Consider the following 16,020-nt stretch of genomic DNA (forward strand, 5'->3'; position numbering starts at 1 on the left):
CCCCAAACGCCTAGTGTCTCCGGACGGCATATGACCGCACTTTCAAGCGATTGGGAAGCGCGCGGATGTCTGCGTCTGCGTCATGGTGATCTAGCGCGCAGGATGGGGGCAGGCAGTAGCCCGCATGAGCGAAGCGATATGCGGGATTGATCTTGCGAGGTGCGTGTTGGTCCCGGATGTCGCTTCGCTCATCCGGGCTATGCTTGCTGCAGCGCATTGACCGGATGATTGCGCTTCGATCGAGTCCATCGCCGATGGACGAGGAGGTGACACCGTCGGCCATCTTCGCTCAGCTCAAGATCAAGACCTCAGATGAATTACTGGCCATGAAGAAACTCTCGCAAGATCAAATCAGCCGCTATGAGCGGGTGCAACGGACGGCGACGCCCATTATCAACGAGCGGACGCAATAGGCTGCCCTGCGGGAGCTCGGATAGAGGCGCCGATCGATCGACGTTCGTCCTCGGGCCGCGACATCCCAAACGAAGAGCCCCGCCGTGGCGGCGGGGCTTTTTGTGTTAGGGTGGGTTAGGGAACGGTAACCCACCGAGATTGTTGCGAGCGAAATGGCGGATTGCGCCTAATCGGCCTTGCGTCTTGCGGACTAGAATTGAAACCCCAACTGCCGAGATTGATTTGCGTTAAAGCTGGTACCATCAATCAATTGGCGCAAATCTTCTCTTGCCTTAACGGATCTAAAGAGGCGGTACGCGGCTATTCGGCCCGCGCGCAATAGTCCGCCCCTTGGCGGCGCCGATACGTTGGTGAGCCATGCAGGCATCGGACATGGGCTTACTCAGGGCGCTTGTTCATTTGTTTGTAGGCCTCGCTAAGGACTTCGACTACCTGCTCGCCCTTGTGTATCGCGCCTAGTCGATGCCTTGGTCCGCTGAAGACCATGGACATCGACATGATTGGCGAGAAATTTCCCTTGATGAGATCACTGTATTGTCCGTCAACGACTCTGGAATCGGTGACGGTCTCGAACAGACCATTGGCGATGGGATACTTCGCTGTTGGATTGTGGAAGAGGTTGGCTTCCTGCCCCCAAGTTTCAACCGGTGTCTCCGGATCTCCGACAATGTAGGCAAAAGGAAGAGGAGCGTGCGCGTTTGGATCAAAGTCAAACATCACTCCCGCGCGTAGGGCAGTTACGTCTTCGTCCGGATAAGGCCCGGCGAGGGCCATTCGCGTAAACTTTGCAACCGTTCCTGCATTGGTCCAGAGAACTGCTGAGATGTTCTCCGACCCCGGCTGATTGAAGAAGCCTGAGGGAATCGTGCGACCGTTATATGCGTGTTCAAGAACGGGAAAGGATTTGATTATCAGATTACCTGCCTCGTCCCACGACGGCCTCTGCTCAAGTCCGTAGAGATATCGAATGATTCCCGCATTGGAAAACCCAAGAGAGCCGTGCTCATGGAAGGTTTGAACAGCCAGTACGAACGGCGCGCCAGCAACGTGCGGCAATTCCCAGTAGGCCTTCGGATCTTTCTTTCTATTCACGCGGTGAAGCATCTTACTTCTTAGTGCGCCGGCAACCCTTATCGGGACTTCGTTCTCTTGGCGCGCACGAATTCCATCAGGATCGCGATCCTTCTCGTTGACGGGTTGATAAACGTGAAGTTCGCCTTTACCTGCATCGGTTGGGTTCGCGGTCGTGCATTCGATCGCAAGTCGCACTCCGTTCTTCACCACGCAGAAATCTGGCTGAGGTTCCTTCCCTTCGAAGACGAACCCCTCCGAATGAAGCAACTCACTGACATACAGTTCGAACGTGCGTGTGTTGAAACCCGTCGTTTGAAATTGTTCGACGAAATTGCCGTCCTTTTCGACAAATCCAGCGAACGCGTCATTCATTAAGCGACGCGTCGACTTGTTTCTCGGTGATGTCTTCAAGAATTGGAATGACGGATGGAGGCTCTTGATCGGTCGAGTCCCACCGAACAACCCTTGCACTTCTGGCATTCCGCCTCCTTATCGAAACGAGGTATTTCTGTGCGAGTGAGGAGGCGTCCATATCCATGGCCTCCAAGAATACTCGTATTAGTTGCGTGGTATCTCAAAGAAAAGGGCGGCCATTGGCCGCCCTTTTTAAATCCCAAGCCGTCCGCCTCACGAACACCCCGTCGTGCTGCCGCAAGTATCGCACTTCATGCAGGTGCCATTCCGGACCAGCGTGAAGTTGCCGCACTCCGAGCACATCTCGCCTTCATAGCCCTTGGCCTTGGCTTCGGCGCGACGCTCGGCCTTGGACGGGGCGGCGGCTGCGGCGGTGCCGGGCTTGCTCCAGTTCAATGCCTCGAGCTTCTCGGTCGGCGAGAGGTCGTGGCTGACCTCCTGCTTCAGGGCGACCGCGCCTTCGACGGTGTCGGAGGCGCCGCGCGAGGTTGCGCCGTGGGAGGCGAGCGCGGTGACGCGACTGCCGGCGGGCGCGTTGTCGGCGCCCTGGCTCACCGCGGCCGAGCCGCCACGCATGACGACGAGATTGTCGGTGCGCGACCGGGTCAGGCCCTTCGACAGGTATTTCGTCGCCTGGTGCTGGGCGGGGGCCTCATCCGGCTCCTTGCCTTCCTCGACGCCCTTGCCGAGCGCGTCGAAGCCAGACTCGTTCGGATCGACATGGGCGAGGTCGAAGCGCGCCATGTAGCTCACCGCGAGCTCGCGGAAGACATAGTCGAGGATCGAGGTCGCGTACTTGATCGAGTCGTTGCCCTGCACGGGGCCCGCCGGCTCGAAGCGGGTGAAGGTGAAGGCGTCGACATACTCTTCCAGCGGCACGCCGTATTGCAGACCCAGGGATACTGCGATCGCAAAATTGTTGATGAAGGAGCGCAGCGCCGCGCCCTCCTTGTGCATGTCGATGAAGATCTCGCCGAGCCTTCCGTCGTCATATTCGCCGGTGCGCAGGTACACCTTGTGGCCGCCGACCACAGCCTTCTGGGTGTAGCCCTTGCGGCGATCAGGCATCTTCTCGCGCTCGCGCATCACGACGATGCGCTCGACCAGCTTCTCGACGATCTTCTCCGAGACCTGGGCGGCACGCGCGGCCATCGGCTTCTCGTACAGCGCTTCCACCGCATCGTCCTCGTCCTCATCGTCGGCGATGAGCTGCGAGTTCAGCGGCTGCGACAGTTTCGAGCCGTCGCGGTACAGCGCGTTGGCCTTCAGCGCCAGCTTCCACGACAACAGGTAGGCGGACTTGCAGTCCTCCACCGTGGCGTCGTTCGGCATGTTGATGGTCTTGGAGATCGCGCCCGAGATGAACGGCTGGGAGGCCGCCATCATCCTGATGTGGCTCTCGACCGAGAGATAGCGTTTTCCAATTTTGCCGCAGGGATTGGCGCAGTCGAACACGGGATAGTGCTCGGCCTTCAGATGCGGGGCGCCTTCCACCGTCATCGCGCCGCAGATGTGCACGTTGGCGGCCTCGATCTCGCGCTTGGTGAAGCCGACGGCCTGGAGCAGGTCGAAGCCCGGAGCAGCAATGGCTTCGGCACCGATGCCGAGCTGGTCGCGGATGAAGTCTTCGCCAAAGGTCCACTTGTTGAAGGCGAACTTGATGTCGAACGCGGTCGGCAGCGCCTTTTCCACCTTGGCGATGGCTTCATCGGTGAAGCCTTTTGCCTTCAGCGTCGAGGCGTTGATGCCCGGCGCATTCGACAGCGAGCCGTGGCCGACGGCGTAGGCCTCGATCTCCGCGATCTCGCTCTCGCGATAGCCGAGCGCGCGCAGCGCCGAGGGCACCGCCTGGTTGATGATCTTGAAGTAGCCGCCGCCGGCGAGCTTCTTGAACTTCACCAGCGCGAAGTCGGGCTCGATGCCGGTGGTGTCGCAATCCATCACGAGGCCGATGGTGCCGGTCGGCGCCACCACCGTGGTCTGGGCGTTGCGATAGCCGTTGACCTCGCCGAGCGCCAGCGCGTCGTCCCAGGCCAGCCTGGCGTGGGTGACGATGTCCTCCTGCGGGCAGGAAGCGTGATCGAGCGGCACCGGGTTGACCGAGAGCGCCTCGTAGCCGGCCGCGTTGCCGTGGGCGGCGCGGCGGTGGTTGCGGATGACGCGCAGCATGTGCGCCGCGTTCTTCTTGTAGCCCGGGAAGGTACCGAGCTCGGCCGCCATCTCGGCCGAAGTCTTGTAGGCGATGCCGGTCATCACAGCGGTCAGCGCGCCGCACAGCGAGCGGCCTTCCTTCGAGTCATAGGGCAGGCCCATGGTCATCAAGAGGCCGCCGATGTTTGCAAAGCCGAGGCCGAGCGTGCGGAACTCGTAGGACAGCTCGGCGATCGCCTTCGACGGGAACTGGGCCATCATGACGGAGATTTCGAGCACGATGGTCCAGAGCCGGCAGAGATGCTCGTAGGACTCGATGTCGAAGCGGCCCCCACCCAACCCTCCCCCGCCTGCGGGGGAGGGAAGGGAGGGGGTGTAGAACGTCAGCAGGTTCGCGGAGGCGAGGTTGCACGCCGTGTCGTCCAGGAACATGTATTCCGAGCACGGATTGGACGCGCGGATGTCGCCGGACGCCTTGCAGGTGTGCCAGTCGTTCATCGTGGTGTTGAAGTGCAGGCCGGGGTCGGCGCTCGCCCAGGCGGCGTAACCGATCTTCTCCCAGAGGTCGCGCGCCTTCAGCGTTTTTGTGACTTTCTTGGTGGTGCGGCCGACCAGATTCCAGTCACCGTCCGTTTCCACCGCGCGCAGAAAATCGTCCTTCAGCGACACCGAGTTGTTGGAGTTCTGGCCGGAGACGGTGAGGTAGGCCTCGGAATCCCAGTCGGTGTCGTAGGTGTCGAACTGGATGTCCTTGTAGCCCTGTTTTGCAAACTGGATGACGCGCTTGATGTAGTTGTCCGGCACGAGGTTGCGGCGGGCGAGCTTGATCTCGCGGCGCAGCGCCGGGTTCTTCTCCGGATCGAAGCAATCGTCGCCGCTGCCTTCGCAGTTCACGCAGGCCTTCATCACGGCCTTGAGGTGCTTCTGGTTGATCTTGGAGCCGGTGACGAGAGCGGCGACCTTCTGCTCCTCCTTCACCTTCCAGTCGATATAGGTCTCGATGTCCGGATGGTCGGCGTCGACCACGACCATCTTGGCGGCGCGGCGCGTGGTGCCGCCCGACTTGATCGCGCCCGCGGCGCGGTCGCCGATCTTGAGGAAGCTCATCAGGCCGCTTGAGCGGCCGCCGCCGGAGAGCTTTTCGCCTTCGCCGCGCAGGCTCGAGAAGTTGGAGCCGGTGCCGGAGCCGTATTTGAACAGGCGCGCCTCGCGCACCCAGAGGTCCATGATGCCGCCCTCGTTGACGAGGTCGTCGCCGACGCCCTGGATGAAGCAGGCATGCGGCTGCGGATGCTCATAGGCCGACTTCGACTTGGTCAGCTTGCCGGTCTTCCAGTCGACGTAATAGTGGCCCTGGCCGGGGCCATCGACGCCATAGGCCCAGTGCAGCCCGGTGTTGAACCATTGCGGCGAGTTCGGCGCGACCATCTGTTTTGCGAGCTGGAAGCGCAGCTCGTCGAAGAAGGCGAGGGCGTCTTCTTCCGTGGAGAAGTAGCCGCCCTTCCAGCCCCAATAGGTCCAGCAGCCGGCGAGGCGATCGAACACCTGTTTTGCGCTGGTCTCGCCGACGATGCGCTCGTTCTCGGGCAGCGCTGCGAGGGCCTCGGTGTCGGGCACCGAACGCCACAGCCACGACGGCACGGTCTCTTCCTCGACCTTCTTCAGGCGCGCGGCAACGCCGGCCTTGCGGAAATACTTCTGCGCCAGCACGTCGGAGGCGACCTGCGACCAGAACTCCGGAACCTCGACGTTCTCGGCGCGGAACACGACCGAGCCGTCCGGATTGCGGATCTCTGATGTGGTCAGGCGGAAATTGATCCCGGCATAGGGAGATTGTCCGCTGGTGGTGTTGCGTCGTTCGATTCGCATGGTCGAGCCCCGTCTCTTCTTCTGCCCGGCCCCACGTTTCCCCGCAGGTGCCGGAATGTTGTCTGTTCGCGGACTTCGGAACACGTGTCAGCACGCCTCCCGTCATCCGCAGCTCAGCCGGTGGATCCGGCCTGTTTTCTCTCATCCGCTGGGCACCGGTATGACCGGTCCTGCGGCGGCATCGTCCCGGCGCCCGACTGGTCGGGTGCTCCGGGTCATGCATTCAACGCCCCAAAACGCTTCACGCGACACGTCACGCGTACGCTTCTTGCGGGCCGGTTACGGCCTCTGTTTCCGGGTCCTTCGCGGCCCGTTCCGTCGTCCCCGGACTCGAAAGACCTCGGGCCCAAAATCAGGGCAGAGAAACCCTTCACCCGCGGCCCGAAGGCCTGGCGGAGTGGTCATTTTGGAACCCTTGTGGGAGCGACCGGCGGGGACCCAAACACACTCGCGCCGAACAGGTTGAAAGCTAGGCCATGTCCGTCACGCCCGTCAAGGACTAGTACGAGTTTCTGAATCAAACACTAAATATGGTGGAAAGAGGGGGATAACAGGGGTCGGTGCCGCGCCTGTGATCGAGCCAACTATCGGTGAGTCCTCAGGGATTCCCAAGCCAAAAATATTCCTATCGCCTGTGGATCGGAGCTTCGCCCCGCTGTTCACAGGCGAAGTTTTTATTCGCGGTCCCGGATTGAATTTTGGGGACTCACGTAGGCCTACGGGCAAACTACGGACCAGGCATGTCAGAGCCGTGATGGTCGGGCGACAAAATCGCGGGCAAGGTGAGGCCGACTCACATCCCCGCCGGGTTCCATGACAGTCCAGAAGCCTTCCGCGCGGCCGCGCCTTGCGCCCGCCGGCCTGATGTTCCTCGCCATCACCTCAGTGGGCTGGGGGTTCAACTGGCCGTCCACCAAGTTCCTGCTCGGCGAGCTGCCGCCGCTGACCTTGCGCGGCACCACCGGGGTGATCGGCGCCGTGCTGCTGGCGGCGCTGGCGCTGATCCGCGCCCAGAGCCTACATGTCGAGAAACGGCTGTGGCCGCGGCTCGTGCTGTATGCGGCGCTCAACGTCACCGGCTGGATGGTGCTGATGGGGCTGGCGCTGCTCTGGCTGCCGGCGAGCGAGGCGGCGCTGATCGCCTACACCATGCCGGTATGGGCCTCGCTGCTGGCCTGGCCGGTGCTCGGCGAGCGGCCGACGCTGCTGCGGACCATCGCGCTGGTGATGGCCTTTGCAGGGCTCGCCGCGATCATGGGCGGCAGCGGCATCAGCGCGAGCAAGGAGAAGCTGCCGGGCATCATCATGGCGCTCGGCGGCGCCTTCGGCTTTGCGCTCGGCACCGTGCTGGCCAAGAAATATCCGCTGGTGATGCCGCCGATCCCGGCCGCGGCCTGGCAGATCGGCCTCGGCTGCGTGCCGATCGCGATCGTCGGCCTGCTGATCGAGACCACGCATCTCGACCGCATCACCACGGTCGGCTGGTGGCTGCTGGTCTATTCGACGCTGATCCAGTTCTGCGTCGCCTATGTCGCGTGGTTTGCCGCGCTCGCCCGCCTGCCGGCCTCGGTCGCCGCGATCGGCACCATGGCGGTGCCCGTGATCGGCGTGGTGGCCTCCGCAATCGCGCTGCACGAGCCGCTGGGGCCGAGCCAGATCGTCGCGCTGCTGTTCACGCTCGCCGGCGTCGCGCTGGCGACGAGGTAGCTCACATCACTCGCCGAGCGCCTGCTGCAGCATGCCGGCGAGCTGCGCCTTGCGGTAGGGCTTGGCCAGCAGCAGCACGCCTTCGTCGAGGCGGCCGTGATGCACGATCGCGTTCTCGGTGTAGCCCGAGGTGTAGAGCACCTTGATGCCGGGGCGGCGTTTTTGCACCTCGTCGGCGAGCTGGCGGCCGTTCATGCCGCCGGGCATGATCACGTCGGTGAACAGGAGGTCGAACTTCTCGCCCTTGTCGACCAGCGCCAGCGCGGCGCGGGCGTCGGGCACGGCGATGGTCTTGTAGCCGAGGCTGCCCAGCTGCGTGACGACGTAGTTGCGCACCAGCTGGTCGTCTTCGACCACCAGGATGACTTCGCTGCCGCGCCGCACCGGCTCCGGCGCAGGCGCCTCCACCTCGACCTGGCCGCGGGCAGGCGGCAGATAGAGCTTGATCGTGGTGCCGTGGCCTTCCTCGCTGTAGATCTTGATGTGGCCGCCGGACTGCTTGACGAAGCCGTAGACCATGCTCATGCCGAGGCCGGAGCCCTTGCCGACCTCCTTGGTGGTGAAGAACGGCTCGAACACCTTGTCCTGCACCGCATGCGACATGCCGGTGCCGGTGTCGCTGACCGCGAGCAGCACGTAGCGGCCCGGCGTGATGTCGGGATTGACAGCCGCATAGGCGTCGTCGAGCACGATGTTGCTGGTCTCGAACAGCAGCTTGCCGCCGTTCGGCATCGCGTCGCGGGCGTTGATCGCCATGTTGAGCAGCGAGTTGGCAAGCTGCGACGGATCGATATGGACGCTGGCGACGTCGGGCGCCAGCACCGAATTGATCTCGATCTGCTCGCCGAGCGTCGGCCGCAGCAGCTTGGCGATGTCGACCACGGTGCCGTTGATGTCGACGGTGCGCGGCTCCAGCGGCTGGCGGCGCGCGAAGGCGAGCAGATGCTGGATCAGCTCGCGGCAGCGCTCGGCGGCGCGGTCGATCAGCTCGGCGGTTTTCGCGAGCTGCGGCTGGGCGCGCAGGCTGTCGACCAGCGTCTCGGTGGTGCCGGTGATGACCGTCAGCATGTTGTTGAAGTCGTGCGCGACGCCGCCGGTCAGCTTGCCGATGGCGTCGAGCTTCTGCGCCTGCTGCAGCTTGTGCTCGGTTTCGCGCGAGGCGGTGATGTCGTGATAGATCAGCGCCGCGCCGGTGATGGTGTCGTCGCCATCGCGCAGCGGCCGGCCCGACACCACGAGGTGAATCTCCGGCGCGCCGCGCACCGGCTTGGCGACGAATTCCAGCCCGTCGAATTCCTCGCCGCGCAGCGCCCGGGCCGACGGCATGTCGTCGGCCTGCATCGGCGTGACGCCGTCGGACTGGAACACGTTGCTCATGGCGCGCAGCTGCCGGACCGTCATGCCCGGCTTGTAGCGCAGCATCTTCTCGGCGGCCGGGTTCGACAGCAGCACGGTGCCGGCGCCGTCGATCACCAGCACCGCCTCCGCCATGGTGCGGAAGGTGGTTTCCATCACCGAGGTGGAACGGCGGAGCTCCTCGAGGGCGGCGCCGAGATCCTTGGTGCGTTCGGCGACCTTGCCCTCGAGCGACAGATTGGTCGCCTTGGTCGCGCTGAGCGCGCCCTGCAGTTCGCGGCTGGCGCGCCGCGCCGCCAGCGTCAGCGCGATCGCGAGCAGCAGGATCATCGCGACGCCGGCGAGGTCGATCGCCAGCAGCAGGCGTCCGTAGGTCTTCGACTGGTCGGTGCGAAGCCCGAGCACGCGGCGCTCTTCGGTGACGAGCCGCTCGAGCGCCGCGCCGACCTTGTCCATCAGCGCGCGGCTCTCGCCCGCGGACATCAGCGCCGCGGCGCCGGCCGTGTCGCCCGCGCTGCGCAATCTGATCAGCTCGGCGCCGAGCGCAATGCCGCGGTCGACCTGAGTCTTGGCGCCCGCGAGCAGCTGCGCCTCCTCGGGCGCCGTCTTCACCGCCGCCATCAGGCTGTCGAAAGCCGAGGTGAGGGCGGCGCTCTGCTCACGGAATTCGTCGGCGAAGGAGGCGTCGCCGGTCAGCGCGAATGCGCGCGCCGCGCTTTCCACACCCCGCGGCAACGGCCGGGTGTCGGAAATCCGCTTGAGGATCCCGAGCGTGCGATCTGCCGAATCAATCTCGCTGCGCGATTTGACGTCCAACCCGATCGACGCCGCGCTGATGACGAGGAGGATCGCAAGGCCGCTGCCGAGAATGAGACGCTGGGAAGCCATCGACGATTAGTACGAGCAATTATTTCGAAAGACGAGCGGAAGGTGCATACTTCGCAAGACATTCGTTAACGGCGGCAATCAGCGCCTGCGGGGTGAAGGGCTTGCGCAGGCAGGCGGACGCGCCGAGCTCGATCGTCATCCGCAGGAAGTCCGGCGCGCGGTCGGCATTGGCGAAGGCATAGCCGGACATCGCGATCACGGGAATATCGGGCGCGCGTTCGTGGAAGACGCGGATCGCCTCGAACCCGCGCATATGCGGCATGAAGACGTCGACCAGCATGACGTCGAAGGTGGCCTGCTCCAGCGCGCGCATGCCGGCTTCACCGCCATCGGCGACGGTGACCTCGAAGCCCTGGCGTTGCAAGCACACCTCGATGGCAACGCACACCATCGGATCGTCATCAACCACGAGAACGCTCGGCACGATGCATCCTCTTTTTCTAACGGCCTTGCGTGCCGGCGACTCGCTTGGCCTGTTCGTCAATTAAGGCGGAACCTAGACGGAAAGTCTGTATCATAGAATGCATATGCTGTTTGCTGACAAGCGGATTTCCAGCTAGCCGTGACACATCACCTGTATTTGTCCATCCCCTTTACGACAGGTCCATGACCGCAGTTCCCGTCGCCGGCCGCGCCCCGCTGTCACCGCTCGGCCTCGCATTCCTGGTGGTCGCCTCGACCGGCTGGGGACTCAACTTCCCGATCATGAAGTTCCTGCTCACGGAGTGGCCGCCGCTGTCGTCGCGCGGGCTGTGCGGCGTGGTCGGCGCGGTTGCGCTCGGCCTGATCGCGCTGGTGCGGGGACAGACGCTGCGCGTGCCCGACGGCATGTGGTTGCGGCTTGCCTTGGTGTCGACGCTGGCGATCGGCGGCTGGGTCGCGTCCATGGGCCTCGCGCTGATCTGGCTGCGCGCCAGCGAGGCGGCCGTGCTCGGGATAACGATTCCGGTGTGGGTCGCGCTGGTCGCCTGGCCGGTGCTCGGCGAACGCGTGTCGCTGCCGCGTGCGCTTGCGCTTGCGGTGGCGCTCGCCGGGATCGCGGCGCTGATCGGCGGCGGCGGCATCGATGCGAGCCTCGGCAAGCTGCCGGGGATTCTGTTCGCGCTCGCCGGCGCGATCTGCGTCGGGCTCGGCACGGTGCTGACCAAATCGTTCAAGCTCGCGATGCCGCCGCTGTCGCTCGCGGCGTGGCAGCTTGCGATCGGCTGCGTGCCGATCGCGATCATCGGCGTTTTGATCGAGCAGCCGCAGCTTGCCGCGCTGTCGCAGTTCGGCTGGGCGTCGATGATCTACATGACGCTGATCCAGTTCTGCCTTTGCTATGTCTGCTGGTTTGCGGCACTCGAGCGATTGCCGGCGGCGACCGCGTCGATCGGCACGCTGCTGGTCCCCGTCGTCGGCGTGCTTGCGGCAGCGGCGATGCTGCGCGAGCCGCTCAGCGCGAGCGACATCGCAGCGCTCGTGGTGACCTTCGCGGCCGTCGCGGTTGCCTTGCGTACATGAGACGACTTGCGCACAAGAAGGACTTGCGGACATGAAAAAGGGCGGCGCTGGCGCCGCCCTTTGCAACCAGGAATTCAGGCCTTCATTACGGGCAGGGGTGCCGCCGGCCGTCATAGCCGAGATAGGTGCCCGAGGCCGGGTCGTAGGACTTGTAGCGCTGCGCGCAGTAGCTGGCGCCGCCGCCACTCGGCACCTCCACGGCGACAGACGGTTCATCGTAGTAGCCGTAGCTGTCGTCATAGTAGCCGGGGCCGTAGCCATAATAGCCGGAGCCGTAATACGCGCCCGAGGCGAGGGCGCCGCCGACGACCGCACCGGCCACCGCGCCGGGCCAGAAGCCGCCGCCACGATGGTAACCGCCGTGCCAGCCGCCACCGCCGCGCCAACCGCCGCCGCCACCACCGGCCCAGTGACCGCCGCCACCGCCGCCGTGCCAGCCGCCGCCTCCGCCGCCCATGGCACCTCCGCCTCCGCGGCCGCCGCCGCCAAAGCCACCACCGCCGCCACCACCAACGTGGCCGCCGCCACCGCCCATCGCGCCCATCTGTGCGGCAGACTGGGCGAACGAAACGGTCGGCGCCACAGCCAACGGCAGCGCAAGCGCCAGAGCCGCGGCGGTGCTCAGAACCTTCATATTGATCATTTTGGACTCCATCAAAACGGTGAATGTCTAACCATCTCTGCGGTCGGACGTTCCCGTGCTCCACATTGATTGTGGGTCATCTTCGCGTAGCCGGCGGCTCATGTATGGCAGCTGAACAAAACTCCTCGTGAGCGCGTCATTTGGTCGCCAAACGGGCGCATAAACCCGGGGCTGTCCGAGGGGTGCGGGGCTACCTTGGCGGTGGCTGGACATTTGGGGAATGAGGTGGCATCAGAGCCGCATAGCCTCGAACCGACGACCGGCCACGCATGAAACAATTCCTGCTGAAATTCTTCACCTGGTGGAATGGCCAGACCTTTGGCACGCAATTGTGGACCTCGCGATTCGGCGAACTGGTCGGCGAGGACGAGCAGGGCAACCGCTATTACCGCACCAAGGGTGGTGAGGTCGATCCGACGCTGCATTTCGAGCGCCGCTGGGTGGTCTACAACGGCTACGCCGAAGCCTCGCGCATTCCGGCCGGCTGGCACGGCTGGTTGCATCACACCGTCGATGTGCCCCCGACCGAGCAGAACTACCAGGCGCGGGAATGGGAGAAGCCGCATCTGCCGAACCTGACCGGCACCGCGCAGGCCTACCGTCCGTCCGGCTCGACGCTGGCGAGCGGCCGCCGCCCCAAGGCAACCGGCGACTATCACGCCTGGACGCCGGGAAGCTGACTTTCACGCATTGTTGTTCTGACGTGGTTGTTCTGACGTGCACGCGCGCAACGCCGCGCGTGCAGCGCACGCGCCCGATAGCGCAAGCGCGCGCCTGTGAACAACGGTAACAGCGGGGACAGATGGGCCGCAGCAGACGCTGTCCGCTTGCGCCGAGCGCGGGTTCGCGGCTCAATAGGGTCATCTTACGGAGATGGGAAACCATCGCGTCGGATCGGGCTCCAGATCGCGACTGTCCCGATGAGCAGCGGCCTCCGAGTGGGATGCGGCCGGGAGATAGGCCCCCGGTACAGATGTCCTGAAATCGCCCGCAAATGTGAGGCTACCGTGAGACAGGAAGGGCCGCTCGGGAAACCGGGCGGCCTTTTTCTTTGCGGCGATCAGGTCAGGACAGCCGCGCCGCTGCACGGCCCATCAAGTCGGCACGGCGCGCCTGCGACGGCGCGATCCGCTCTTTCATGAAGGCGAGGATCTCGGCCGGTGCGGTATCCGGCGAGCCCGCGTTGAACGGCGGGGCCGGGTTGTATTCGAGCCTGAGCTGGATCGCTTCCGCGGTCTTGCGGTCGACGAGCTCCGACACCAGCGTCAGCGCGAAGTCGATGCCCGCGGTGACGCCGCCGCCGGTGAAGCGGTTGCGGTCGACGCAGACGCGCGTCCTGGTCGGAATGGCCCCGAAGCCCGACAGGAAATCAATCGCGCTCCAATGCGTGGTCGCGCGATAGCCCTTGAGCAGGCCGGCCGCGCCGAGCACCAGCGATCCCGTGCAGACCGACGTGACGTATTTCGCACCCTCGGCCTGCCTGCGCAGGAAGGCCAGCATGTCCTGGTCACCGACCATGTCGTCGGTGCCCAGGCCGCCCGGCACGCAGATCACGTCGAGCTGCGGGCAATCGGCAAAGGTCGTGGTCGGCGTCAGGACCATGACGGAATCGGTCGGAACGGGTTCGATGCGTTTCCAGATCAGGTGCACCTTGGCGCCGGGGACCGAGGAGAACACCTGCAGCGGACCGGTCAGGTCGAGCTGGGTCACCTTCGGGAAGACGAGCAATCCAATCTGCAGGGGTTCGGTCATCGGGGCCTCCAAATAGCGCTTGACGGAACCACGATGTCATGATGGCCTCTCGTCCAAAATGGCGTATTTCCCTCATTTTCGGACGCAGAGCTTCCGAGAGACGCAAGGCTCCTGAGAGACGCAAGGCTCCCGAGAGAGAGCCGCCAAGAAGGTAACGTCACCTGCGAGGATTTGGCGATGATCGGCATCCTGATCTTTCCCGACTTCCAGCTGCTCGACGCGGCCGGCCCGATCGCGGCCTTCGAGATCGCGGCGCGCTTCGCCAACAACGCGCCGGCGATCAGGACGATTGCGGCGAAGGCCGGGCCGGTGCGCTCTTCGTCCGGTGTCGAGATGCTTGCGCGCGGCTTCAAGCCGTCGGCGGCGATCACGACGCTGATCATTGCGGGCGGCAACGGCGTGCGCACGCCGGCGACCTGTCCAGCCACGCTGTCATTCGTGCGGCGGATGGCGGGCCGCGGCATTCGCGTCGCCAGCGTGTGCTCGGGTGCCTATGTGCTGGCCGAGGCGGGCCTGCTCGACGGCCGCCGCGCCACCACGCATTGGCAGCGCACGCCGCATTTCGTGAAGACCTATCCGAAGATCAAGCTCGAGCCGGACCAGATCTTCGTCCGCGATGGCAATATCTGGAGTTCGGCCGGCATCACCGCCGGCATCGACCTCGCGCTCGCGATGATCACCGAGGACTATGGCGACGAGGTCGCGCAGAACACCGCGCGGCAACTCGTGCTGTACCATCGGCGCAGCGGCGGGCAGTCGCAGTTTTCCTCGCTGCTGGAATTGAAGACGCCGAACGGAAGGTTCGGGCCGCTGCTCGCCTGGGCGCGCGAGCATCTCGATGCGCCGCTGACGGTCGAGGACCTCGCCGACAAGGCCGGGATGAGTTCGCGGCATTTCACCCGCGCCTTCATCGCGGAGACCGGCACGACGCCTTCGAAAGCGGTCGAGCGGCTCAGGATCGAAGTCGCGCGGCAGCGCGTGCAGTCGTCGGGCGAGGCGATCGAGCGCGTCGCCGAGATCACCGGCTTCCGCGATCCCGAGCGGATGCGCCGCGCCTTCATCCGCGCCTTCGGCCAGCCGCCGCAATCGCTGCGGCGGGCCGCGCGGGCAGGGTAGGCGCGTTTGGGACAAGCTCGTTGTCCGATTTCACGCGATCCATGTCGTCGTTGCAGCGATGAACCTGACGAGGGTTCCCGTGACCCACGTTAAGTGGGCATTGGGGACCCGAGGAGGTTCTAATGACAAAGCATCGAACGATTACCGGGTTCGTGGCTGTCGCCCTGCTGGCTGTCACCGCAACCGCCGCGACCATCAAGTCGCACGCGCCCCGGACCGACGGCATTGCCGTCGCCGGCACGGACGCGCTCCCGGCCAACGATTTCAGCGACCGCTGGTCTGCGTTATCCGACTTGTCTCCGGCGACGGACACGGCCGGGCGTGCAGCTGACGCGCGCTAAGGTCATGGACGGAGGCCCGGCCCGGTCGAGGACGCGACCCGCGCAGAGATTGCTCGTCTCGCAATAAAAAAGCCCCGCCGAAGCGGGGCAAGATGTTGAGCGACTTAATCTTGAGTGACTTGGTCTTGAATAGAACTAACGGTTCTGCCGCGCCGGAATAGCGCAGTCATTCACCAATACAGGATCAGCCCACGATCGTAGAGATCCACGGATGCGCTGATCACGAAACGCGCTTCAACCGAAAAATCACTGGCTCAATGTATCGGTTGCGATCTTCTTCTTGAGTGCTTCGCAGGTATCCCTGACCTCCGCAGTCATCAACGAGACGGCTTCGATCTGCAGGAAGAAACGCTTGCCCTGATCGCGGTAACCGGCAGCGAACTCCTTGATCTCGGCGATCATGTCATGGACGCCTGCGACCATGACCTCGCAGTTCTTGGCGGCCAGTTGCAGTTCCGATCCAAGGGCCTCGATTTCCTTCACCGCCGCTTCGTATTCGCGCACGACCGCCTCGGCCGACAGCTTGCCCACCTCGTTGACGCCGTTGCGATGCTCGACATAGTCCGGCATCGGCGAGAGGGGCCGGATGTTGCTGCGTGGTCGATGCGAAGTCACCGTGTTGATTTCGTCCTCCATCTGCTCCGACGGAGCGCGGGCGAGGACTTCTGCACTAACACTCATGCGAACTCTCCATAAGTTGTTACGGCGAATGGAGTTTAGCAATGTCAACGGATTTGTCTCGATTTTCCACAGTTTTGAGGCGAGCGCAATTGTGCATTGCAGCATTGTGTT

At 64.2% G+C, this 16,020-nt stretch carries 13 protein-coding genes; 6 read left to right on the forward strand and 7 right to left on the reverse strand.

The features are described from left to right. The first annotated feature begins 203 nt into the window (after positions 1–203). Positions 204–413, forward strand: coding sequence for a hypothetical protein (locus XI02_RS20700; protein ID WP_129964994.1), 210 nt, complete (start codon positions 204–206; stop codon positions 411–413). Between the two features lie 379 nt (positions 414–792). Here XI02_RS20700 and XI02_RS20705 read toward each other — a convergent pair whose 3' ends face one another. Beyond that, positions 793–1,860, reverse strand: coding sequence for a hypothetical protein (locus XI02_RS20705; protein ID WP_018271386.1), 1,068 nt, complete (start codon positions 1,858–1,860; stop codon positions 793–795). A 255-nt stretch (positions 1,861–2,115) separates the two neighbouring features. Then, positions 2,116–5,922 carry a vitamin B12-dependent ribonucleotide reductase gene (locus tag XI02_RS20710; protein ID WP_018271387.1) on the reverse strand — a complete coding sequence of 1,269 codons (3,807 nt, stop codon included), beginning with the start codon at positions 5,920–5,922 and terminating at the stop codon, positions 2,116–2,118. Between the two features lie 813 nt (positions 5,923–6,735). Here XI02_RS20710 and XI02_RS20715 point away from each other — a divergent pair. Then, positions 6,736–7,629, forward strand: coding sequence for a DMT family transporter (locus tag XI02_RS20715; RefSeq protein ID WP_018271388.1), 894 nt, complete (start codon positions 6,736–6,738; stop codon positions 7,627–7,629). Between the two features lie 6 nt (positions 7,630–7,635). On the opposite strand, the gene XI02_RS20720 is transcribed toward XI02_RS20715, so the two are convergent. Both XI02_RS20720 and XI02_RS20725 read right to left on the reverse strand, forming a co-directional pair. After that, on the reverse strand, positions 7,636–9,873 hold the full coding sequence (locus XI02_RS20720; protein WP_018271389.1) for a CHASE3 domain-containing protein: 2,238 nt from the start codon (positions 9,871–9,873) through the stop codon (positions 7,636–7,638). Positions 9,874–9,892: 19 nt separating this feature from the next. Continuing rightward, positions 9,893–10,297: a response regulator gene (locus XI02_RS20725; protein WP_026192708.1), complete on the reverse strand. Its 405-nt coding sequence runs from the start codon at positions 10,295–10,297 to the stop codon at positions 9,893–9,895. 182 nt (positions 10,298–10,479) lie between these two features. Between XI02_RS20725 and XI02_RS20730 the strand changes: the two genes are divergently transcribed. Next, on the forward strand, positions 10,480–11,376 hold the full coding sequence (locus XI02_RS20730; protein WP_018271391.1) for a DMT family transporter: 897 nt from the start codon (positions 10,480–10,482) through the stop codon (positions 11,374–11,376). Positions 11,377–11,461: 85 nt separating this feature from the next. Here the strand turns inward: XI02_RS20730 and XI02_RS20735 are convergent, their stop codons facing one another. Continuing rightward, positions 11,462–12,019 carry a BA14K family protein gene (locus tag XI02_RS20735; protein ID WP_026192709.1) on the reverse strand — a complete coding sequence of 186 codons (558 nt, stop codon included), beginning with the start codon at positions 12,017–12,019 and terminating at the stop codon, positions 11,462–11,464. A gap of 269 nt (positions 12,020–12,288) precedes the next feature. Here XI02_RS20735 and XI02_RS20740 point away from each other — a divergent pair, with 269 nt between their 5' ends. Then, positions 12,289–12,699: an NADH:ubiquinone oxidoreductase subunit NDUFA12 gene (locus XI02_RS20740; protein WP_018271393.1), complete on the forward strand. Its 411-nt coding sequence runs from the start codon at positions 12,289–12,291 to the stop codon at positions 12,697–12,699. Positions 12,700–13,084: 385 nt separating this feature from the next. On the opposite strand, the gene XI02_RS20745 is transcribed toward XI02_RS20740, so the two are convergent. After that, the gene (locus XI02_RS20745) at positions 13,085–13,771 is read right to left on the reverse strand and encodes a DJ-1/PfpI family protein (RefSeq protein WP_018271394.1); all 687 of its coding nucleotides are present in this window, start codon (positions 13,769–13,771) and stop codon (positions 13,085–13,087) included. Between the two features lie 177 nt (positions 13,772–13,948). On the opposite strand from XI02_RS20745, the gene XI02_RS20750 reads away from it, so the two are divergent. Beyond that, entirely contained in the window at positions 13,949–14,887 is a 939-nt protein-coding gene (locus tag XI02_RS20750; protein WP_018271395.1) for a GlxA family transcriptional regulator, read from the forward strand. 122 nt (positions 14,888–15,009) lie between these two features. Next, on the forward strand, positions 15,010–15,228 hold the full coding sequence (locus XI02_RS20755; RefSeq protein ID WP_018271396.1) for a hypothetical protein: 219 nt from the start codon (positions 15,010–15,012) through the stop codon (positions 15,226–15,228). Positions 15,229–15,474: 246 nt separating this feature from the next. On the opposite strand, the gene XI02_RS20760 is transcribed toward XI02_RS20755, so the two are convergent. Beyond that, entirely contained in the window at positions 15,475–16,014 is a 540-nt protein-coding gene (locus tag XI02_RS20760; protein ID WP_244620884.1) for a hypothetical protein, read from the reverse strand. Between the last annotated feature and the right edge of the window lie 6 nt (positions 16,015–16,020).

It is taken from the genome of Bradyrhizobium sp. CCBAU 21365 (assembly GCF_015291305.1).
GTDB classification, from domain to species: Bacteria; Pseudomonadota; Alphaproteobacteria; order Rhizobiales; family Xanthobacteraceae; genus Bradyrhizobium; species Bradyrhizobium elkanii.

What these genes read in the sequence shown, in the direction of transcription:
- XI02_RS20760 (WP_244620884.1), bottom strand. Translation starts at nt 16,014, where the DNA reads ATGCTGCAATGCACAATTGCGCTCGCCTCAAAACTGTGGAAAATCGAG.
- XI02_RS20750 (WP_018271395.1), top strand. Translation starts at nt 13,949, where the DNA reads ATGATCGGCATCCTGATCTTTCCCGACTTCCAGCTGCTCGACGCGGCC.
- XI02_RS20710 (WP_018271387.1), bottom strand. Translation starts at nt 5,922, where the DNA reads ATGCGAATCGAACGACGCAACACCACCAGCGGACAATCTCCCTATGCC.
- XI02_RS20705 (WP_018271386.1), bottom strand. Translation starts at nt 1,860, where the DNA reads ATGAATGACGCGTTCGCTGGATTTGTCGAAAAGGACGGCAATTTCGTC.
- XI02_RS20720 (WP_018271389.1), bottom strand. Translation starts at nt 9,873, where the DNA reads ATGGCTTCCCAGCGTCTCATTCTCGGCAGCGGCCTTGCGATCCTCCTC.
- XI02_RS20745 (WP_018271394.1), bottom strand. Translation starts at nt 13,771, where the DNA reads ATGACCGAACCCCTGCAGATTGGATTGCTCGTCTTCCCGAAGGTGACC.
- XI02_RS20730 (WP_018271391.1), top strand. Translation starts at nt 10,480, where the DNA reads ATGACCGCAGTTCCCGTCGCCGGCCGCGCCCCGCTGTCACCGCTCGGC.
- XI02_RS20715 (WP_018271388.1), top strand. Translation starts at nt 6,736, where the DNA reads ATGACAGTCCAGAAGCCTTCCGCGCGGCCGCGCCTTGCGCCCGCCGGC.
- XI02_RS20735 (WP_026192709.1), bottom strand. Translation starts at nt 12,019, where the DNA reads ATGATCAATATGAAGGTTCTGAGCACCGCCGCGGCTCTGGCGCTTGCG.
- XI02_RS20740 (WP_018271393.1), top strand. Translation starts at nt 12,289, where the DNA reads ATGAAACAATTCCTGCTGAAATTCTTCACCTGGTGGAATGGCCAGACC.
- XI02_RS20755 (WP_018271396.1), top strand. Translation starts at nt 15,010, where the DNA reads ATGACAAAGCATCGAACGATTACCGGGTTCGTGGCTGTCGCCCTGCTG.